This is a genomic window from Delftia sp. NA_296.1 (assembly GCF_052692095.1).
Genome location: NZ_JBQZGF010000003.1, coordinates 234,442 through 252,134 on the forward strand (window position 1 = coordinate 234,442; position 17,693 = coordinate 252,134).

The following is a 17,693-nucleotide window of genomic DNA, read 5'->3' on the forward strand; positions in this document are numbered from 1 at the left end:
AGTCGGCCGGATCGATTCCGCCGACACCAGACATCCAGACATCACGCCACCAGGAGGGGGGCGACCACATGGCCACTCGCAAGATATCCGTTTCTCCCGCGCTCGCATCGTCACAGGCCCTGCTGGGCAATGTGCGGGACCTGATCGAGGCCGCGCGGCTTCGCGTGGCAGCCAACGTCAACAGTGAACTCACCCTGCTGTACTGGCACATCGGCCAGCACATCCATGGCCATGAATCCGAGGTGCGGCAGGCAGGCTGCAGCGATGAGGTCCTGCCGGTGCTGGCCGGTCATCTGGTCCAGGACTATGGCAGCAGCTTCTCGGAGAAGAACCTGTGGCGCATGACGCAGTTCTCCACCGCGTTTCCCGACCAGCCCCTGGTCGTCTCGCCGACCCGGAAATTGAGCTGGGCGCATTTCATCGTGCTGATTGCGATCAAGGACCCAGTGCAGCGCGAGTACTACGCCAGCATGGCGAGCCTCGAGCGCTGGAGCGCACGCACGCTGCGCAGCCGCATCGACTCCCAGCTCTATGAACGCCTGGCGCTGCCCTGCGATGCCGAGGCGCTGATCGCGCAGGAGCCGGTCACGCCGCGCAGCACGGAGCGCATGTCGCCGGCGCTGTTCATGCGCGATCCCTACATCTTCGACTTTCTGGGGCTGCACGATGCCTGGCAGGAGGGCGACCTGCAGGCCGCCATCATCCGCGAGATGGAGGCCTTCCTGCTGCGGTCGGGCACGGGCTTCACCCTGGTGGCGCGGCAAATGCACATGCATGTGGATGAGCAGGACTTCCACCTCGATCTGCTGTTCTACAACCGCAAGCTGCGGCGGCTGGTGGCGGTGGAGCTGAAGGTGGGCGAATTCACGGCCGAGGACAAGGAGCAGATGGAGCAATACCTGCGCTGGCTGGACCGGCATGAGCATGAGCAGGGCGAGAACACGCCGATGGGCATGGTGCTGTGCACGGGCAACAGCTCCGAGCAGATCGAGCTGCTGGAACTGGGACTGCGCGGCGTGCAGATGGCCGAGTACCTGCCCGGCCTGCCTGAGCGCCAGGCGTTGGCACAGCGGCTGCGGCAGGCCACACGCCGGGCGCAGTGGCATTGGGCGCAGCGCCAGCTGGAAGGCGGGCTGGCCTGAGCGCCTGCCACTGCGCTTGAGACCCGTTCCCCTTCTTTTTCTTCTTCTTCCTTCGTTCCCTTCTCCTCTTCCTCCTACCCAGGCGGCAGCAGTTCCCGCAGGTGCTCCACAAAGGCCCGCACGCCCTTGGACAGGGTGCGTCCGGACAGCGTCTGCAGCTCGATGGCGCGCGCATTCATGCCGCGCTCGCGGATGGGCGCCGCATGCAGCTCGCCTCGTCGCACGCGCTCGCGCATGGTGACCTCACCTCCCAGCGACAGGCCGCCGCCGTGCAGCACGAAGTGCACCAGGGTCTCGAACTGGCCGCTGACCAGGGCGGGCTCGAACACCAGGCGGCGGTGGCTGCAGGCGATGTCGAACAGCTGGCGCGCGGTGTTGGCGTCCTCGGGCAGGGCAATGGCATGGGGATGCATCTGGGCCAGGGTGATGCTGGCATGCCGGGCCAGCGCATGGTCGGGCCGCATGATGGCGACCACGGGCGAGACCTGGCGGTGCCAGACCTCGATGTCACGTGCCGCCGCGCGGCTGTAGGTCAGGCCCACATCGGCCTCGCCGCCCAGCACGGCCTGGGTCACGGCGGCAGGCGCCTCCACACGCAGGTGGAACTGCATGCCCGGGTACTGTTCGCGGAACAGCGCCATGGCGCGTGGCAGGAACTCGATGGCAAAGCCGCCCGAGCTGCACACGCGCACCACGCCCCGGCGCAGGCCCTGCAGGGCCTCGATGTCGGAGACCACACGGTCGGCCTCCAGCGCACCGCGGCGCGCGTGGGCGGCCAGCAGCTCGCCTGCCGGGCTGGGCGCCATGCCGCGCGGGCGGCGCTCGAACAGCGGCACGCCCAGCATCTCTTCCAGTCCGGCGACCTGGCGGCTCACGGCCGAGGGCGAGACATTGAGCCGCGTGGCGGCTTCGCTGACCGAGCCGCTGCGCACCACTTCGAGAAAGTAGCGCAGGGCCGTGTCCTGTAGGCGGTTGGAAAGCATGGTGGCCTGCTCGTGGTTTGCGAAAAACGCAACGATAAGCCAAGAAAAAGGCGATTGTCGAAATAATTTCGCCTGCTTATGCTGACTTCGTTCTGTCACAAAAACGAGGAAATCCATGGAGCCAAACGCAAGCACCGCAACGCAGCAGCCGGATCTGGCCACCGGGGGTGGTGGCGTCGTGGAGATGTCGGCCGTCGCGCTGTCAAAGGCCATCCAGGGCCGCGATCTGTCCTGCGTGGAGGTGCTGGATGCCTATTGCGCACAGATCGACCGCCTCAACCCCGTGGTCAACGCGCTGGTGTCTCCGCTGGACCGGGACTGGCTGCGCGGCCGCTCCCGCGAGCTGGACACGCTGCTGGCGCGCGGCCAGAGCCTGGGGCCGCTGCACGGCTTTCCCCAGGCACCCAAGGACATCATGCCGGCGGCCGGCATGGTGACGACCAAGGGATCGCCCATCTTCGCGGGCCAGGTCTCGCAGACCGATTGCGTGGTGTTCGAGCGCATGCGCGCAGGCGGTGCGCTGTTTGTTGCGCGCAGCAATTCGCCCGAGTTCGGCCTGGGCGGCCATACCTACAACCCGGTCTACGGGACCACGCGCAATGCCTTCGATCCTTCGCGCTCGGCAGGTGGCAGCAGCGGCGGGGCCGGCGTGGCCGTGGCGCTGCGCATGCTGCCCGTGGCCGATGGCTCGGACATGATGGGCTCGCTGCGCACGCCGGCCGCCTTCAACCATGTCTATGGGTTGCGCACCTCGGTGGGCTGCGTGCCGCATGGCCCTTCGGAGGAGGTGTTCTTCCAGCAGTTCAGCGTGGCCGGCCCCATGGCGCGGGACATTCCCGACCTGGCCCTGCTGCTGTCCGTGCAGGCAGGCTTTGATGCACGCCTGCCGCTGACGCGCCGCAGCGAGCCGCCCAAGGACTGGACCGCGCAGCTGCAGCGCGACTGCAAGGGCCTGCGCATCGGCTGGCTGGGGGACCTGGGCGGGCACCTGCCCACCGAGCCCGGCCTGCTGGAGACCTGCCGCGCGGCGCTGCAGCATTTCAAGACCATCGGCTGCACGGTGGAAGAGGCCGTGCCGGCCTTCGACTTCGAACGCCTGTGGCGCGCCTGGATCGACCTGCGCAGCTTCAGCGTGGCCGGTGCCAACGCCGCCCTGTACCGCGACCCGGCCACGCATGCCCTGCTCAAGCCCGAGGCCCTCTGGGAAATCGAGCGCGGCCTGGCGCTGCCGGCCATGGCGGTCTATGACGCGGCGCGTGTGCGCTCGGCCTGGTACGAAACCCTGCGCCGCCTGTTCGACAGCTACGACTTTCTGGTGCTGCCCTCCGCCCAGGTCTTCCCGTTCGATGCGGCGCTGGACTGGCCGCATGCCGTGGGCGGCCGCGAGATGGACACCTACCACCGCTGGATGCAGACCGTGGTGCCCGCCACCATGGCCGGCTTGCCGGCCCTGGCCGCGCCCGCAGGCTTCGGGCCGCAGGGGCTGCCTGCCGGGCTGCAGATCATCGGCCCGGCGCAGGCCGATCTGGCCGTGCTGCAGATCGGCCATGCCTATGACCAGGCCGGCGGCTTCTCGCGCGTGCGCAGCCCGCTGCTCGACTGAAACCGCTGCATCGAGTTTTCCCAGGTTCCCGTTCCCTCGTCCCCCAGGAGATCCGCGCCATGGCCTTGTCCCGTTCCCGTTTTCTGTCGTGTCTGATGGCCGGTGCCACGGCACTTGCGCTGCCCGCAGCCAAAGCCCAGCCCCAGTCCTACCCGGATCGTCCGATCAAGCTGGTCGTGCCGTTTGCGCCGGGCGGCGCCACCGACATCCTGGGCCGGCTGCTGGCCACTTCGCTGGGTGAACGGCTGGGCCAGCCCGTGGTCGTGGAAAACCGCCCCGGTGCAGGCACGGTGGTGGCGGGCGCGCTGGTGGCCAAGGCTCCGCCCGACGGCTACACGCTGCTGCTGGGCGCCAGCACCACGCTGACGCTCAACCCCGCCATCCGCAACCCGCTGCCCTATGACCCGCTGCGCAGCTTCACGCCGCTGGGGCTGGTGGCCGACATGGGCCTGGTGCTGGTGGCCCATAACGAAACGCCTGCACGCACGCTGCCCGAACTCGTGGCCCTGGCCAAGGCCGACCCCGACAAGCTGTCCTACGGTTCCTTCGGCACGGGATCCTCGGTGCACTTCGGCGGCGAAATGCTCAAGACCGCCACGGGCATGCGCATGGTGCATGTGCCCTTCAATGGCAGCTCGCCCAGCCTCACCGCGCTGATGGGCGGCCAGGTGCAGGTGGCCGTGGACACGGTGGTGGCCACCACGCCGCTGATCAAGGCCGGCAAGATCCGTCCCATCGCAGCGCTGGGCCCGCAGCGCCTGGCCCTGCTGCCCCAGGTGCCCACCGTGGCCGAAAGCGGCTACCCGGGCTTTGCCATGGACACCTGGTTTGCCTTCCTCGCCCCGGCCGGCCTGCCCGCACCCATCCAGAAGAAGCTGGAAAAGGCGCTGGCCGACGCCATGGCCGAGCCGGCCATGAAGAAAAAGCTGGTGGACATCGGCCTGTCGCCCGCATGGGGTCCGGCCAGCGCGCTGCAGGAGCGCATAGAGCGCGAACTGCCGCAAATGCGCGCCGTGGCCGCCAGAGCCGACATCAAGGTGGATTGAACGCAGCTGCCTTTCGGGAGAGAGGGGGAAGGCGCGAATCGACTCAGGGGGCTTCTAATCGTGCAGGAAAGCTGCGGCAGGATTGGCGACAATGCAGGCTTCGCCTTTTCATTGCACCGACAAAGAGACTCCTGCCCATGCAATTCGCCGACCGTCTGAACAACGTAGAAACCTCCGCCATCCGCGAGCTGTTCAAGCTGCTGGGCAAGCCCGGCATCATCAGCTTTGCGGGTGGTTTCCCGGACAGCGCCATGTTCGACGTGGCCGGCATCAGCGCCGCCTCCCAGGCTGCGCTGCAGCAGGAGCCGGGCGCCGCGCTGCAGTACGGTGCGACCGAAGGCTACCAGCCGCTGCGCGAGCAGATCGCCGCCTTCATGGCCGGCAAGGGCGTGCGCGAGCTGGCCCCCGAGCAACTGGTGGTGACCACGGGCAGCCAGCAGGCGCTGGACCTGCTGGGCAAGACCATGATCAACCCCGGCGACAAGGTCATCGTCGAAGGCCCGACCTTCCTGGCCACCATCCAGTGCTTCCGCCTGTACGGCGCCGAAGTCATCAGCGCGCCCATCGATGCCGAAGGCGCCCAGGTCGATGCGCTGGAGCAACTCATTGCCGAGCACCGCCCCAAGCTGGTCTACCTGATCCCCACCTTCGGCAACCCCAGCGGCGCCATGCTGAGCCTGGAGCGCCGCAAGAAGGTGCTGGAGCTGGCCGTCAAGTACCAGACCCTGGTGGTGGAAGACGATCCCTACGGCGACCTGTATTTTGGCGAAGCGCCTCCGCCCAGCCTGCTGGCGCTGTCCAGCGAGGTGCCCGGCAGCCGCGACTGGCTGGCGCACTGCGGCTCGCTGAGCAAGGTGCTCAGCCCTGGCCTGCGCATTGGCTGGCTGGTGGCCCCGGCCGAGCTGCTGGGCCGCGCCGTGATGTGCAAGCAGTTCAGCGATGCCCACACCAGCACCTTTGCCCAGGCCACGGCCGCGCAGTACCTGAAGTCCGGCGCCATGCCCGCCACCCTGGCCCATGTGCGCGAGGTCTACGCGCGCCGCGCCAAGGCCATGGGCGATGCGCTGCGCGAGCACCTCGGCGATGCCGTGGAATTCCTGCAGCCCCAGGGCGGCCTGTTCCTGTGGGTGCGCTTGACCGGCAAGGGCGGCGCGCTGGCCGATGCCGGTGAGCTGGCCAAGCGGGCCATTGCCCAGGGCGTGGCCTTTGTGCCGGGTGCGCCGTTCTTTGCGCAAAAACCCGATGCCACCAGCTTCCGCCTCTCGTTCGCCACGGCTGACGAGGACAAGATCCGCGAAGGCATCGCCCGCCTGGCCCAGGCGCTCAAGGCATGAGCGTGGCTGACGACGCAGAACATGGCGGCGGGCACGCAGACGCCGATGCCCTGCAGGCGCGCGTGATGGAGCTGGAGATCAAGGCCAGCTACACCGAAGACCTGCTGGAGCAGCTGAACCTGACCATCTACCGCCAGCAGCAGCAGATCGACCGGCTGCTTGACGAGCTGCGCGACCTGCGCCGCCGGGTGCCCGAAGGCGGACCCGCCGGCGGCGCGACCCATCTGCGCGACGAACTGCCCCCGCACTATTGAGTGCGCAGGGCTGCTGCGTGCGAATGCCCAGGCCAGCCCCTGCCTGGGCATTTCTTCATTCAAGCGGCTTGTTGGCCACGTGCTTCATCTTGCCCAGGAACAGGCGCAGGAAAAAGCCCGCCATGATCAGCATGAAGACGATGGCGCCCAGGCTCATCAGGCCGTAGTCGGTGGAAAAAAGATCAATCATCAGCTTCACAAGTCCTCCTGTGGTTTGTTGGTATCGGTGGGGTCCCGATCCAACTATCGCCGTGGCCTGGCGCGGAGGGCTTGTGATGGGTCAACGCGGCGGCGGGGTGGGTTTGCGGCAGCGCAAAGGGGCAAGCCCCGGCAAGCCCGGGCAAGCCCGGGAACTGGGCATGGGGTACGAGTCCATCATCCAGGGCGAGCCAAGCCCATCACCCCCGCATGAACGGCAACGGCACCTCCGCAGGAATCGGGCACGCATAGGGTCGGCCGCCCCGGCGCTCAAGCAGTTCCGCCTTGGCTTGGGCAATGCGTTCGGGCTGCTCCAGCAAGGCGATGGCCGTGGCCGCCAGCACCTGGGCGGCGCGCACCATGCCTGCGTGGGCCAGGCCGGACTGGCCTTGCGAGACCATCTGCCAGGAATGCAGCGGCGTGCCGAAGGCGTAGCAGGCCACCCAGGCCTGGACGGTGGGGGTGATCCAGCTCACATCGGCCACGTCGGTGGAGCCGAACAGGGTGTCCTCCACGGCAGGATCGTAGGGCGCCAGGCCTTCGAACACGGCCGGCACCTTGCCGCGCAGCACGCTGGCCAGCGGGCGGCTGACCTGGTCCACGTCGTTGCTGTCCAGCGTGGCCTGGAAGTCTCCGGCCAGGCGATGCAGGCCGGGGTCCACGTGCAGCGGGCCCAGGGCCTGCATCTGCGCATACATCACCTGGTTCAGCGTGCGGTTCTGCAGCAGGTTGGAGCAGGCCTTGTCAAAGACGATCTCCAGCCGGCAGTCCGTCATCAGCGCGGCGCCGCGCGCCACGTTCTGCACGCGCTCATACAGCGCTGCTGCCTCGTGGTTGCGTGCGGCCCGCACCAGGTACAGCACCTCGGCGCGCGCCTGCACCACGTTGGGCGACAGGCCGCCCGAGTCGGTGATGGCGTAGTGCACCCGCGCATCGGTGGGCATGTGCTCGCGCAGGTAGTTCACGCCCACGTTCATCAGCTCCACGGCGTCGAGCGCGCTGCGGCCCAGGTGCGGGGAATGCGCGGCATGCGAGGCCTTGCCGTGGAAGATGAATTTCGCCTGGATGTTGGCCAGCGTGCTCTGGCTGAACACGCCGGTGAAGCTGGCCGGGTGCCAGGTCAGCGCCGCGTCCACATCGTCGAAGACCCCGGCGCGCGCCATGAAGGTCTTGCCCGATCCACCCTCCTCGGCCGGGCAGCCGTAGTAGCGCACGCGTGCCTTGGCGCCGCTGCGGCGCAGGTGCTCCTGCAGCGCAACGGCCGCGAAATGCGCCGAGGTGCCCAGCAGATGGTGGCCGCAGCCGTGGCCCGCCAGGCCCGGGCTGTCGGTGGAAGGCGTGCAGACCAGGGCGCCGCTTTGCTGGTTCAGGCCCGACAGCGCGTCGTACTCGCCCAGGAAGGCCAGCACCGGGCCCTCGTCGCCCCATTCGGCCAGGAAGGCCGTGGGAATGCCGGCCACGCCGCGCGTGATGCGAAACCCGGCCTGCTCCAGCGCATCGATGTGCAGCCGGGCAGAAGCGGTTTCTGCATAGCGCAGCTCGGCCAGGGACCAGATGCTGTCGGCCAGGGCCGCCATGCGCGGGGACTGCTGCTGGAAGAAGTCCTGGAGATGCTCGACTGCGCTCATTCCGGCTTCACTCCTGCCTTGTCCAGCAGCGCCTTGTTGCGCTGCAGTTCGCTGGCGATCTGGGCCGGGAAGCGGGCCTGGTCCATCTCGGTGACCGAGGCGCCCAGCAGCTTCAGGTGCTTTTGCACCTCGGGCAGGCGCACAGCCTTCACCGACGCATCCTGCAACTGCCGGACGATGGCCGGTGGCGTGCCGGCCGGCACGACCAGCCCGAACCAGCTGATGCCCAGTTCGTTGAGCTGCGCGTAGCCCAGCTCCTTGAAGGTGGGCACATCGGGCAGGTCGGGCGAGCGGCTGTCGCCCGACAGCGCCACGGGGATGAGCTTGCCGCCCTTGATCTGGGGCATGGCCGAAGGCAGCTGGTCGGTCATCACCTGCACCATGCCGGCCAGCGCATCGTTGAGCGCCGGCCCGTTGCCGCGGTAGGGCACGATCTGCACCTGGGTCTTCATGGTCTCGTTGAAGGACGCCACCATCAGATGGCCCAGCGTGCCCAGGCCCGGAACGCCCGCGCTGTAGGCGCCGGGCTGGGCGCGCAGCTTGGCCAGAAAGCCCGGGAAATCCTTGACGCCCATCTTGGGGTGGACCATGTAGACCGACGGCATGGTCACCAGGTTGGCCACGGGCAAAAGCCTGCCTTCCAGCTTGGCGGCGCGCGTGTACAGCGAGGGATTGATGGTGGCCGTGCTCACCGTGGCCATGCCGATGGTGTAGCCGTCAGGCGCGGCCTGGGCAATGCTTTCGGTGCCGATCAGGCCGCCAGCGCCGGCCTTGTTGTCCACCACCACGGGCTGGCCCAGCGTGCTGCGCAGGCCCTCTGCGATCACGCGCGCAACGATGTCGGTGGAGCCGCCTGCCGCAAAGGGCACGATGAGCTTGACCGGCTTGTTCGGATAGGCGTCGGCCGCATGGGCCGTGGAGGCCGTGTGGGCCAGGGTGAGGCCGCACAACACGGCGGCAAGACCGGACGTGCCCAGCGAGAGCAGGGTGCGCCGCGGCAGCTGAAAGAGGGGTTTGGGTTGCATGGCATGGGTTCCATCTACGGGGGAAGGAGCCGCAGGCCTGGGCCGCGCCGGCTCCCGATGCAGGCGACTATAGAAATCCTGCCGCCCGCATGGGCCACGGTATTTGTGCCAAGCTATAAGCCGTTCCGATAGCTTGCCCTGCGCCACCTGTGGCGCGCCAGGGCCTGCCTGGGGAAAACACTGAGACTTCCATGAGCAATGACTTCGATGACCGCGACGGCCTGGACGATGCGGCCACGCCCCAGGGGCGGCTGCTGTATTCGCGCCTGACCAAGCATGTGCGCCTGCGCCAGCTGCAGTTGCTGGTGGCGCTGCAGCAATGCGGCTCGGTGGTGCAGGCCGCCGCCACGCTGCACATGAGCCAGTCGGCCGCCACCCAGGCGCTGGCCGAGATGGAGCGCGTGCTGGACATCCGCCTGTTCGAGCGGCATGCGCGCGGCATACGCCCCACGCTGGCCGGCCAGACCCTGGTGGACACGGTGCGCGGCGTGCTGGCCGCACTGGAGGAGGTGGCGGAATCGCTGGCCGCCATTCGCCGGGGCGCGGCGGCCGCGCTGCGCCTGGGCGCCATTCCGGCGGCAGCCCTGGCCATTCTTTCGCCCCTGCTGGCGCGGTTCTATGCCGAGCACCCCGAGGTGCATGTTGATGTGCACGAAGACGCCAGCACCCGGCTGCTGTCCCAGCTGCTGGGCGGCGGGCTGGACGCGGTGTTTTGCCGCGAGCCGGCGCTGCTGCCCGGCCCCTTCGTCTTCGAGCCGCTGCTGGCCGACACGGCCGTGGTGGTGGCCGCACGCTCGCATGCACTGGCCGGGCGCCGCGATGTACCGCTGCAGGCGTTGACCGGCGCGCGCTGGGTGCTGCCCACGGCCAACATCGCCGTGCGCGGGATTTTCGAGGCCGAGGTGCTCCAGGCGCTGCCCGATGCGCCCTGGTTTCCCGTCTCCACCGTTTCTCTGCCGATACTGGAGGGCCTGTTGAGCCAGCCCGGCGCCGTGGCCCTGGTGCCGCTGAGCATTGCGCCGGGCCTGCAGACCCATGCGCGCGTGTGCCGGCTCGATGTGCGGCTGACGGGCAGGTTGGCGCCCCTGGGCGTGGTCTGCCGGCGCGACCAGGCGCCTGCCCTGCTGACCGAGATGCTGTCGCTGTGCCGGCAGATGCTGGCAGCGCCACCGGCCCGCTGAATGCCAAAAGCTGGCGACATGGCCTCTTGCCGGCCCCGCTTGCGGCCACAATACTGTCCGCGCGAAAACACGGCAGCATGGCCGCACCAGACAACAGAAAGCACGCAGAGGACCGCATGATCAATTGGTCGCTAGACGCCGATACCGTCACCCACAGCATCCAGCTGGCGCTGGCGCCGGTGTTCTTTCTGACGGCCGTGGCCGGCATGATCGGCGCCGTTGCGGGGCGGCTGGCCCGCATCATCGACCGCGCGCGCAAGCTGGAAGAACTGCTGCGCAACCCGCAGGAAGAGGACTTCATCGCGCGCAGCCTCACGGAACTGCACTTTCTGCGCAAGCGCGGCCGGCTGGCCAATGTCTGCATAGGGCTGCTGACCGTCTGCGGCTTTTGCATCGGCCTGACCATTGCCCTGCTGTTCCTGGGCGAGGCCTACGGCATCAACGGCCATGGCTATGCGGTGCTGGGCTTTCTGTTCGGCGTGCTGATGTTTCTCTCGGCCCTGGCCTGCTTTCTCTGGGAAACCATCATGGCCACCAGCCTGCTGGACTTCCACACCCTGACCCGCGTGCGCGCGGCCGTGCGCACCATACAGCGGCCGGAACGCAACGACCAGGCCCAGGCTGAGCCGTCCACCCCGGCAGACGACACCGGCCGCCAGTCCTGAGCCGGGCGCGGACGGCGCCGCCGTCGCTGTCGCCATCGCCATCGCCGCTGCCCATTCACTCCATCGGGTCCAGGCAGGCCGCCGCGGCCTGGATCACGCAGTCGGTCAGCCGCTGCAGGCTGGCCTGCGCATTGCGCGCATGGGCCCAGTACATGGGAATGTCCAGGTCGTTGCCGGGCAGCAGCTCCACCAGGCTGCCTTCGGCTAGTTGCGCGCCGATCATCAGCGGCGGGTGCATGCCCCAGCCCATGCCCAGCTCGCAGGCCCGCGTATAGCCCTGGTTGGAGGGAAGAAAGTGGCGCGGCGTGTTGCGCCGCCCCTCCGCGCCCAGGCGCTGCAGCCACTGGTCCTGCAGGCTGTCCTTGCGGCCGTAGCTCATCATGGGCGTGCGCGCCATGGCCTCGGGCGTGATGCCGTCCTTCAGGTAGCGGCGGATGAAGTCGGGGCTGGCCGCCGCCACGTAGCGCATGCGGCCCAGCGGCCAGGTATTGCAGCCGGGAATGGCCGAGGAAGTGGCCGTGACGGCGGCCAGCACCTCTCCCTCACGGATGCGCTTGGCCGTGTGGTCCTGGTCGTCGATGCTGATGTCCAGCAGCTCATTGCCGTCGCGCGTGAAGGCGGACATGGCATCCATGAACCAGGTGGACAGCGAGTCGGCATTGACGGCCAGCTTGAGCGTGGGCAGGGCGGTCTGGCCCTCGGGGACCAGCTCCGGGTTCTTGCGGCGCAGATCGTTTTCGAGCAGGGCCACCTGCTCCAGGTGCAGGCACAGCCTGCGGCCCGCATCGGTGCCCGAGCAGGGCTGGCCGCGCAGCACCAGCACCTGGCCCACACGCTCCTCCAGCAGCTTGATGCGCTGGGAAACGGCCGAGGGCGTGACATGCAGCTTGCGCGCCGCGCGCTCGAAGCTGCCTTCGCGCACCACGGCCGCCAGGGCCTCGAGTCCGGCGTAGTCGAACATTTAGATATTCTTCATTTGGTTGAGTAAATGTAATTTTACTTAACCATTTGCCGGCCAGACAATCCCGGCCATGTGGACTGCAAATGTTTCTTCTTCCTGGCTGGCGGGCTTCACGGTCTGCCTGTCTCTCATCGTCTCCATCGGCGCCCAGAACCTCTATGTGCTGCGCCAGGCCGTGCAAGGCCAGCATGTGCGCGCCTGCGTGGCCTGGTGCGTGGTGAGCGACGTGGTGCTCATCGGCCTGGGCGTGGCGGGCATGGCCCGGCTGCTGGGCGACAACCCCGACCTGGCCCGCTACCTGACGCTGGGCGGCGCCCTGTTCCTGCTGGCCTATGGACTGATCGCGCTGTGGCGCATGGCCATGGCGCCCGATGCGCAACTGGCGGCATCGGGCGGGCAACTGGCCCCGCGTGGCCTGCTGGGCGTGGTCTCCACACTGGCCGTGATCACCCTGTTCAACCCCCATGTCTATCTGGACACGGTGCTGCTCATGGGCTCCATCGGCGCGCGCCAGGAAGGCGTGCTCAAGTGGGTCTATGTGGTGGGCGCCGCATCGGCCAGCCTGTCGTGGTTCGTGGCGCTGGCCTTTGCGGGCCGCCGCATGAAGCGCCTGTTCGAGAAGCCGCAGGCCTGGCGCGTTCTCGATGGCCTCACGGGCGTGATGATGCTGGCGCTGGCCTGGTGGGTGGCTGGCAGCGCGTTGGCACCGGCAGGTGGCTGACGGCGCAGATCAGTCTGCGGCCGGGGCTTGCTCGCCGGGCGCCCAGGTGCCCACGGCCTCGATGAGGTTCCAGCTGTTGCATTCGATGCAGTAGTGGCCCGTGGCGCCGGTTTTCTGGCTGGTCGCCTCGATGACGACCTTGTGGCCATGACGCTGGGCCTCGGACAAGGGCTGGATCTTGTCGTAGTTGTATTGCTCGGCCAGGTCGCCCCGGAAGGAAATGGTGATGCGGTCGCGCTTGGGATAGTAGTCACGCTCGTACTTGTCGAGGGTGCGTGTGGCGACGAGGCGGGCCATGCTGTCCGGTGAAGGTGCGCTCAAAGCAGTCTCCTGGTGTATGTCTAGGTTGTGTCAACTTGTTTCATTGTCGGGCTTGTGTTCTGCCATCGGCAACTGCAGCCCGGTCTTGATGCGTTCCAGAGCGATCGAGGTGGTGTAGCGCCGGATGTTGTCGTCTCCGGAGAACAGCCGCGCCGCCAGCGCCTGGTACTCCTGCATATCGGCAGCCGTGACGATCAATGAATAGTCGGCTTCCCCGGTCACGTAGTAACACTGCTGCACGGCGGGCTCGCGCGCCACGCGCGCGCGAAAGGCCAGGGACAGGTCCGGGCGCTCGTTGGCCAGCTGCACGTTGATGAGCACGGTGAGCGGGCGCCCCGTGCGCACGGGATCGACCACGGCCACGTTGGCCGTGATCACGCCCAGCTCCTGCAGGCGCCGTATGCGCCGCTGCACGGCCGGTGCCGAAAGGTGGACCCGCTCGGCAATGAGGCGCTGCGGCGTGAGGTTGTCGCGCTGGAGCACGTCGAGGATGGCGCGGTCAAAAGTATCGAGTGCGATGGCGGGCATGGGGAAGGGGCGGAAAACGGATGCGGGGCGGTCGGAAAGAGCGAATGTTGCGCGAAGAGGCCCCAAAACGAGCCTTTTGCATCGCTGGCCTGCAATATCGTACGGGCCATGACAACAAACACCACATGGAACCGCGCCTGGCCCCTGCTGGCCGTGCTGGGCTCGGTCACGGCATTGGGCGTGGGCACTTCTCTTGCCAAGCAGCTTTTTCCAGTGCTGGGCGCCCAGGGCACTTCGGCATTGCGCGTGGGCTTTGCCGCGCTGATCCTGGTGGCCATCTGGCGGCCCTGGCGCTGGACGCTGGCCCGCCCCCAGGCGTGGGCGCTGCTGCGTTTCGGCGTGGCGCTGGGCGCCATGAACCTGCTGTTCTACATGGCGCTGCGCACCATTCCCTTTGGCCTGGCCGTGGCCATCGAATTCTCCGGTCCGCTGGCCGTGGCCATCTACCACTCGCGCCGGCCGGTGGACTTTGTCTGGCTGGCGCTGGCCGTGGCGGGGCTGGCCCTGATTTTGCCGATAGGGGGCGCCGGCGCGGGCGGATTGGTGCTGGAGCCCGTGGGCATTGCCTGCGCCGTGGGCGCTGCCATCTGCTGGGCGCTGTACATCCTGCTGGGGCAGCGCCTGGGCAGCATTCCCAGCGGCCAGGCCGTGTCGCTGGGCCTGGTGTTCGCCGCCATGGTGGTGGTGCCTTTCGGCGTGGCCGAAGCGGGGGCCAAGCTGCTGCAGCCGTCCATCCTGGCCTTCGGTCTGGTGGTGGCGGCCATCTCCAGCGCCTTGCCCTATACGCTGGAGATGATGGCCCTGCGCCGCCTGCCACCGGCCACCTTCGGCATCGCCCTGGCCACGGAGCCTGCGATTGCCGCCCTCATGGGCATGCTGCTGCTGCATGAGCACCTGGTGGGGACCCAGTGGCTGGCCATCGCCTGCATCATGGGCGCGGCCATGGGCAGCGCCATCACGCGGCCCGCTGCGGCGGCCAAGGCGCCGGCCGAGGTGACGCCTGCAGGTTGAGTGGCGATACCAGGGAAGGGGAATGAAAAAAGCGCTGCCGAGGCAGCGTTTTTTTTGCGGGGACAGGATGCAGCCGAGCGGCTGCATTCCCTGCGCCTCAGAACGCAGGAACGACAGCGCCCTTGTACTTCTCGAGGATGAACTTCTTCACGTCGGGCGTGTGCAGCGCGTTCATCAGCTTGGCGATGTTGGGATCGTTGGCACGGTCCTGGCGCGAGACCACGATGTTGGTGTAGGGCGAATCGGAGCCTTCGATGAACAGCGCATCCTTGGTGGGATTGAGCTTGGCCTCGATGGCGTAGTTGGTGTTGATCAGGGCCAGGTCCACGTCAGCCAGCGCGCGTGGCAGCAGCGGGGCTTCGAGTTCCTTGAACTTGAGCTTCTTGGGGTTCTTGGCCACGTCCAGCGGCGTGGGGGTCAGGCTCTTGGGGTCCTTGAGCTCGATCAGGCCCTGCTTGGCCAGCAGGATCAGGGCGCGGCCGCCGTTGGAGGGGTCGTTGGGGATGGCGATGGTGGCGCCGTCCTTCAGATCCTTCACGTTCTTGATCTTCTGCGAGTAACCGCCGAAAGGCTCCACGTGGACCTTGCCATTGGGCACGGCCACCAGCGAGGTCTTGCGGTCCTTGTTGTAGCTGTCCAGGTAGGGCTGGTGCTGGAAGAAGTTCACGTCCAGCTGCTTGTCCTCGACGGCCGCATTGGGCTGCACGTAGTCGCTGAATTCCTTGATCTGCAGGTCGATGCCCTGGGCCTTGAGGGCCGGCTTCACATGGTTGAGGATTTCTGCATGGGGCACGGCGGTGGCGCCGACCTTGAGCACGTCGGCGGCCTGGGCCGTCAGGGCCAGCGTGGCAATCGCGATTGCGGAGAGGGCTTTCTTCAACATGACCGGAGGACTTTCTTCAACGGGTTGCAAAAACGCCGCAGGCCCGGTGGAGTGGTTCTGTATCGGGCGGTACGGCAGGCAGGCGCATAGTCTAGTGCGGCGCCAGCAGCCGCAATGAACAATTTTGCTATTTGGTTATAAGGCTGTGGCTTTTTATGCAGATTCTTGCGATGCCGCAGCGCGTACCATCGCCGCCATGGACTCCGAAATGCTGCAAAAGCTGGTGCAGGTGCACATGCCCTATGGCAAGTACAAGGGCCGGCTGATCGCCGACCTGCCCGGCAACTATCTGAACTGGTTTGCACGCGAAGGCTTCCCCAAGGGAGAGCTGGGCCAGTTGCTGGCGCTGATGCAGGAACTGGACCACAACGGCCTGTCGCACCTGCTGCAGCCGCTGCGCGCCGGGCCGCGCTGAAATGGCCGCCCTATAAAGCAAAAGGCCGCGACGGGCGCGGCCTTTTCGGGGAAAAACGCAGGCGGTTTACTTGGCGGCAGCGCGGGCGGCTTCTGCCTTGGCCTTGGCTTCGTCGGCCTTGCGCTGCAGCTCGGCTGCCTCGGTTTCAGCGGCCTTGGCCTTGGCTTCGGCTTCCTTGGCGGCCGCGTCCTTTTCAGGGGTCATGGCGCCAGCCAGCGCATTGCCGGCCATGGAGCCTGCAACGGCGCCCACGGCAGCGGCGCCCAGCGTGCCCATCATGCCGGAGCCGCGTGCTGCGGGAGCGGCAGCCGCGCCAGGTGCAGCAGCAGCGGGGGCGGCTCCGGCCGCAGGTGCAGCAGCGGGGGCTGCCCCAGCGGTCGGGGCTGCAGGTGCGGCCGGTGCGGCGGGGGTGGACGGAGTCGCCGCCTTGCTGGCGGTGGGCGCCGCAGGCGCTGCGGGCTGAGCGGGGGCCTTGCCGATCGACGCCGGGCGCACGGACTTGCCGCCGCTGCCCATGCGCTTGGCCTGGGCCAGCGTGGGCACGGTCAGCGATGCAATGGCCAGGGCGATCACGGAGGCAGTGGCGCGGAACGAAGTCTTCACGGAGTTTTTTCCAATCATGGTGGTCATGTACACGGTCGGCGCAGGCGGGCCCGCGCCGGTCGGCGCGCCACAGGCTGCCCGTATGCGGGCAGCCTGTGGCCTTGTGTGTCACATGGGGATGGGGAAGGAGATTCCAAGCACCGGCGCGCGGATGCGCCGGCGTGCAGCCTGCTGTTGTAGGTGGGCCACCCGGCGCTGGGGCGGTGGCCTATGGGGCTGCGTGAAGCATTGTAGAAAAGACTGGGGCTTGCCGGAAAAGCAAGCCCACAGAACATTCTCAGCTATTGATTGCGGAGCAGCAACCGCTCCCGCAGTCGGTCCCGGAGCGGGCTTTCTCGTTCTGCTTCAAGGGCCGCGACCGCCATCCATTTGCTGGCGTCTTCTCCTAAATCCATAGCAATGTTTCCAGCAAGCACGGGGCTCAGACGGCCACGCATTTTTGCTTGAGCAAAAGCTGCGGAGCTGATATTCAGGTCTTTGCACCAGGTGGCAGCTCGCTTGGATTTCAGCGCTTTTTCTAGCAGCTCAATCGTAGAGGTCATGGTTGCTCCAGGTCGTCAAGTGCTTTTGATGATATGACGACTCGTTAGTCGATTGGGTAACGACTCGTTAGTATCTGCGTGCTAACGAGTCGTTAGTTTTGGAGCCGGCCCCGAGTCTGAACAAGGCGCTTTTAGGGGGACACGTTGCTCGGTCGCAGGCAGTGAACAACAGCCGGGCCTACCGCCAGAAGCAGAGCAGGCGGCTCCTCATCACAACCCAGGAGCCGCCAGCATGCCTAAACCTCGATCTTCGTTCCGTCCTCCACCTGGTCAAACAAGCCTGGCCGCGCGCCTGGCGGCTCCCGACCAGGACGACCAGGTGGGGGGCACCCATCAGCGTGGCTACTTTATGTTCGCCGTGTTGTTTGCCCTGATGGCTGCATGCGTGTTTGCTCTCGGGCTCATGGAATTTGACTGTGAGCTCGGTCTGCGTCACGGATTCGTCAATCGCAGTTGCTGCTTGGTTGGGCGGTGCGACCAATGAGCCGCCGCCTCGACCCACCCCGTTCTGAACAGGCCCGATACCTGCTCAAGTGCGTCGTCATGTATCGCACAGCCCTGCGCTCCTGCGGCCCCGACTCTGTGGCCGCGCGCAACTGGCGCGATGCCTGCGCCAAAGAAGCGGGCTACATCATCTCCGGTGCTTATT

20 protein-coding genes are annotated in these 17,693 nt (G+C 67.3%); 10 read left to right on the top strand and 10 right to left on the bottom strand.

Annotated elements, in window-relative coordinates:
- Positions 1 to 68: 68 nt before the first annotated feature.
- Positions 69 to 1,142 (top strand): PDDEXK nuclease domain-containing protein, encoded by a 1,074-nt coding sequence (locus ACUTR7_RS08940; RefSeq protein WP_445608641.1) that lies wholly within the window; start codon positions 69 to 71, stop codon positions 1,140 to 1,142.
- A 74-nt stretch (positions 1,143 to 1,216) separates the two neighbouring features.
- Here ACUTR7_RS08940 and ACUTR7_RS08945 read toward each other — a convergent pair whose 3' ends face one another.
- The gene (locus ACUTR7_RS08945; protein WP_013803186.1) at positions 1,217 to 2,125 is read right to left on the bottom strand and encodes a LysR family transcriptional regulator; all 909 of its coding nucleotides are present in this window, start codon (positions 2,123 to 2,125) and stop codon (positions 1,217 to 1,219) included.
- Positions 2,126 to 2,240: 115 nt separating this feature from the next.
- Here ACUTR7_RS08945 and ACUTR7_RS08950 point away from each other — a divergent pair, with 115 nt between their 5' ends.
- The 4 genes from ACUTR7_RS08950 (at position 2,241) to ACUTR7_RS08965 (ending at position 6,362) form a co-directional block, all read left to right on the top strand.
- A complete protein-coding gene (locus tag ACUTR7_RS08950) occupies positions 2,241 to 3,728 on the top strand; it encodes an amidase (protein ID WP_315530455.1) in 1,488 nt (495 codons plus the stop codon).
- 59 nt (positions 3,729 to 3,787) lie between these two features.
- Positions 3,788 to 4,774, top strand: coding sequence for a Bug family tripartite tricarboxylate transporter substrate binding protein (locus ACUTR7_RS08955; RefSeq protein ID WP_065346291.1), 987 nt, complete (start codon positions 3,788 to 3,790; stop codon positions 4,772 to 4,774).
- Between the two features lie 137 nt (positions 4,775 to 4,911).
- On the top strand, positions 4,912 to 6,108 hold the full coding sequence (locus ACUTR7_RS08960) for an aminotransferase-like domain-containing protein (RefSeq protein ID WP_445608642.1): 1,197 nt from the start codon (positions 4,912 to 4,914) through the stop codon (positions 6,106 to 6,108).
- Positions 6,105 to 6,362 carry a SlyX family protein gene (locus tag ACUTR7_RS08965; protein WP_012204678.1) on the top strand — a complete coding sequence of 86 codons (258 nt, stop codon included), beginning with the start codon at positions 6,105 to 6,107 and terminating at the stop codon, positions 6,360 to 6,362. Before ACUTR7_RS08960 ends, ACUTR7_RS08965 begins: the two co-directional genes overlap by 4 nt.
- 55 nt (positions 6,363 to 6,417) lie before the next feature.
- On the opposite strand, the gene ACUTR7_RS08970 is transcribed toward ACUTR7_RS08965, so the two are convergent.
- The 3 genes from ACUTR7_RS08970 to ACUTR7_RS08980 form a co-directional block, all read right to left on the bottom strand.
- Entirely contained in the window at positions 6,418 to 6,552 is a 135-nt protein-coding gene (locus tag ACUTR7_RS08970; protein ID WP_012204679.1) for a DUF3149 domain-containing protein, read from the bottom strand.
- 208 nt (positions 6,553 to 6,760) lie between these two features.
- Positions 6,761 to 8,188: a M20 family metallopeptidase gene (locus ACUTR7_RS08975; RefSeq protein ID WP_197942993.1), complete on the bottom strand. Its 1,428-nt coding sequence runs from the start codon at positions 8,186 to 8,188 to the stop codon at positions 6,761 to 6,763.
- Entirely contained in the window at positions 8,185 to 9,213 is a 1,029-nt protein-coding gene (locus tag ACUTR7_RS08980; protein ID WP_445608643.1) for a tripartite tricarboxylate transporter substrate binding protein BugE, read from the bottom strand. Before ACUTR7_RS08980 ends, ACUTR7_RS08975 begins: the two co-directional genes overlap by 4 nt.
- Before the next feature lie 191 nt (positions 9,214 to 9,404).
- Between ACUTR7_RS08980 and ACUTR7_RS08985 the strand changes: the two genes are divergently transcribed.
- Together ACUTR7_RS08985 and ACUTR7_RS08990 are read left to right on the top strand one after the other, a co-directional pair.
- Positions 9,405 to 10,394: a LysR family transcriptional regulator gene (locus tag ACUTR7_RS08985; protein ID WP_445608644.1), complete on the top strand. Its 990-nt coding sequence runs from the start codon at positions 9,405 to 9,407 to the stop codon at positions 10,392 to 10,394.
- Positions 10,395 to 10,510: 116 nt separating this feature from the next.
- Positions 10,511 to 11,059 (top strand): DUF2721 domain-containing protein, encoded by a 549-nt coding sequence (locus tag ACUTR7_RS08990; protein WP_065346287.1) that lies wholly within the window; start codon positions 10,511 to 10,513, stop codon positions 11,057 to 11,059.
- A 55-nt stretch (positions 11,060 to 11,114) separates the two neighbouring features.
- Here the strand turns inward: ACUTR7_RS08990 and ACUTR7_RS08995 are convergent, their stop codons facing one another.
- Positions 11,115 to 12,020 (bottom strand): HTH-type transcriptional regulator ArgP, encoded by a 906-nt coding sequence (locus ACUTR7_RS08995; RefSeq protein WP_445608645.1) that lies wholly within the window; start codon positions 12,018 to 12,020, stop codon positions 11,115 to 11,117.
- Between the two features lie 70 nt (positions 12,021 to 12,090).
- Between ACUTR7_RS08995 and ACUTR7_RS09000 the strand changes: the two genes are divergently transcribed.
- Positions 12,091 to 12,741, top strand: coding sequence for a LysE/ArgO family amino acid transporter (locus ACUTR7_RS09000; protein WP_141833794.1), 651 nt, complete (start codon positions 12,091 to 12,093; stop codon positions 12,739 to 12,741).
- Positions 12,742 to 12,750: 9 nt separating this feature from the next.
- Here the strand turns inward: ACUTR7_RS09000 and ACUTR7_RS09005 are convergent, their stop codons facing one another.
- Both ACUTR7_RS09005 and ACUTR7_RS09010 read right to left on the bottom strand, forming a co-directional pair.
- Positions 12,751 to 13,062, bottom strand: a complete 312-nt coding sequence (locus tag ACUTR7_RS09005; RefSeq protein WP_012204686.1) for a hypothetical protein — start codon at positions 13,060 to 13,062, stop codon at positions 12,751 to 12,753.
- A 30-nt stretch (positions 13,063 to 13,092) separates the two neighbouring features.
- Positions 13,093 to 13,590, bottom strand: coding sequence for an Lrp/AsnC family transcriptional regulator (locus tag ACUTR7_RS09010; protein ID WP_180317537.1), 498 nt, complete (start codon positions 13,588 to 13,590; stop codon positions 13,093 to 13,095).
- Positions 13,591 to 13,698: 108 nt separating this feature from the next.
- Here ACUTR7_RS09010 and ACUTR7_RS09015 point away from each other — a divergent pair, with 108 nt between their 5' ends.
- The gene (locus ACUTR7_RS09015; RefSeq protein WP_034391880.1) at positions 13,699 to 14,601 is read left to right on the top strand and encodes an EamA family transporter; all 903 of its coding nucleotides are present in this window, start codon (positions 13,699 to 13,701) and stop codon (positions 14,599 to 14,601) included.
- A gap of 97 nt (positions 14,602 to 14,698) precedes the next feature.
- Here the strand turns inward: ACUTR7_RS09015 and ACUTR7_RS09020 are convergent, their stop codons facing one another.
- A complete protein-coding gene (locus tag ACUTR7_RS09020) occupies positions 14,699 to 15,484 on the bottom strand; it encodes a MetQ/NlpA family ABC transporter substrate-binding protein (RefSeq protein ID WP_034391882.1) in 786 nt (261 codons plus the stop codon).
- A gap of 196 nt (positions 15,485 to 15,680) precedes the next feature.
- Between ACUTR7_RS09020 and ACUTR7_RS09025 the strand changes: the two genes are divergently transcribed.
- Positions 15,681 to 15,899 carry a DUF3820 family protein gene (locus ACUTR7_RS09025; protein WP_063326593.1) on the top strand — a complete coding sequence of 73 codons (219 nt, stop codon included), beginning with the start codon at positions 15,681 to 15,683 and terminating at the stop codon, positions 15,897 to 15,899.
- A gap of 66 nt (positions 15,900 to 15,965) precedes the next feature.
- Here ACUTR7_RS09025 and ACUTR7_RS09030 read toward each other — a convergent pair whose 3' ends face one another.
- On the bottom strand, positions 15,966 to 16,529 hold the full coding sequence (locus ACUTR7_RS09030) for a hypothetical protein (protein WP_043819363.1): 564 nt from the start codon (positions 16,527 to 16,529) through the stop codon (positions 15,966 to 15,968).
- A gap of 254 nt (positions 16,530 to 16,783) precedes the next feature.
- Positions 16,784 to 17,044 carry a hypothetical protein gene (locus tag ACUTR7_RS09035; protein WP_128422609.1) on the bottom strand — a complete coding sequence of 87 codons (261 nt, stop codon included), beginning with the start codon at positions 17,042 to 17,044 and terminating at the stop codon, positions 16,784 to 16,786.
- Positions 17,045 to 17,693 lie beyond the last annotated feature (649 nt).

Coding starts and splice junctions, on each gene's coding strand:
- ACUTR7_RS08995 (WP_445608645.1), bottom strand. CDS start 12,020: ATGTTCGACTACGCCGGACTCGAGGCCCTGGCGGCCGTGGTGCGCGAA.
- ACUTR7_RS08960 (WP_445608642.1), top strand. CDS start 4,912: ATGCAATTCGCCGACCGTCTGAACAACGTAGAAACCTCCGCCATCCGC.
- ACUTR7_RS09000 (WP_141833794.1), top strand. CDS start 12,091: ATGTGGACTGCAAATGTTTCTTCTTCCTGGCTGGCGGGCTTCACGGTC.
- ACUTR7_RS08945 (WP_013803186.1), bottom strand. CDS start 2,125: ATGCTTTCCAACCGCCTACAGGACACGGCCCTGCGCTACTTTCTCGAA.
- ACUTR7_RS09020 (WP_034391882.1), bottom strand. CDS start 15,484: ATGTTGAAGAAAGCCCTCTCCGCAATCGCGATTGCCACGCTGGCCCTG.
- ACUTR7_RS08975 (WP_197942993.1), bottom strand. CDS start 8,188: ATGAGCGCAGTCGAGCATCTCCAGGACTTCTTCCAGCAGCAGTCCCCG.
- ACUTR7_RS08955 (WP_065346291.1), top strand. CDS start 3,788: ATGGCCTTGTCCCGTTCCCGTTTTCTGTCGTGTCTGATGGCCGGTGCC.
- ACUTR7_RS09030 (WP_043819363.1), bottom strand. CDS start 16,529: ATGACCACCATGATTGGAAAAAACTCCGTGAAGACTTCGTTCCGCGCC.
- ACUTR7_RS08985 (WP_445608644.1), top strand. CDS start 9,405: ATGAGCAATGACTTCGATGACCGCGACGGCCTGGACGATGCGGCCACG.
- ACUTR7_RS09015 (WP_034391880.1), top strand. CDS start 13,699: ATGACAACAAACACCACATGGAACCGCGCCTGGCCCCTGCTGGCCGTG.
- ACUTR7_RS09035 (WP_128422609.1), bottom strand. CDS start 17,044: ATGACCTCTACGATTGAGCTGCTAGAAAAAGCGCTGAAATCCAAGCGA.
- ACUTR7_RS09025 (WP_063326593.1), top strand. CDS start 15,681: ATGGACTCCGAAATGCTGCAAAAGCTGGTGCAGGTGCACATGCCCTAT.
- ACUTR7_RS08950 (WP_315530455.1), top strand. CDS start 2,241: ATGGAGCCAAACGCAAGCACCGCAACGCAGCAGCCGGATCTGGCCACC.
- ACUTR7_RS08980 (WP_445608643.1), bottom strand. CDS start 9,213: ATGCAACCCAAACCCCTCTTTCAGCTGCCGCGGCGCACCCTGCTCTCG.
- ACUTR7_RS08970 (WP_012204679.1), bottom strand. CDS start 6,552: ATGATTGATCTTTTTTCCACCGACTACGGCCTGATGAGCCTGGGCGCC.
- ACUTR7_RS08940 (WP_445608641.1), top strand. CDS start 69: ATGGCCACTCGCAAGATATCCGTTTCTCCCGCGCTCGCATCGTCACAG.
- ACUTR7_RS08990 (WP_065346287.1), top strand. CDS start 10,511: ATGATCAATTGGTCGCTAGACGCCGATACCGTCACCCACAGCATCCAG.
- ACUTR7_RS08965 (WP_012204678.1), top strand. CDS start 6,105: ATGAGCGTGGCTGACGACGCAGAACATGGCGGCGGGCACGCAGACGCC.
- ACUTR7_RS09010 (WP_180317537.1), bottom strand. CDS start 13,590: ATGCCCGCCATCGCACTCGATACTTTTGACCGCGCCATCCTCGACGTG.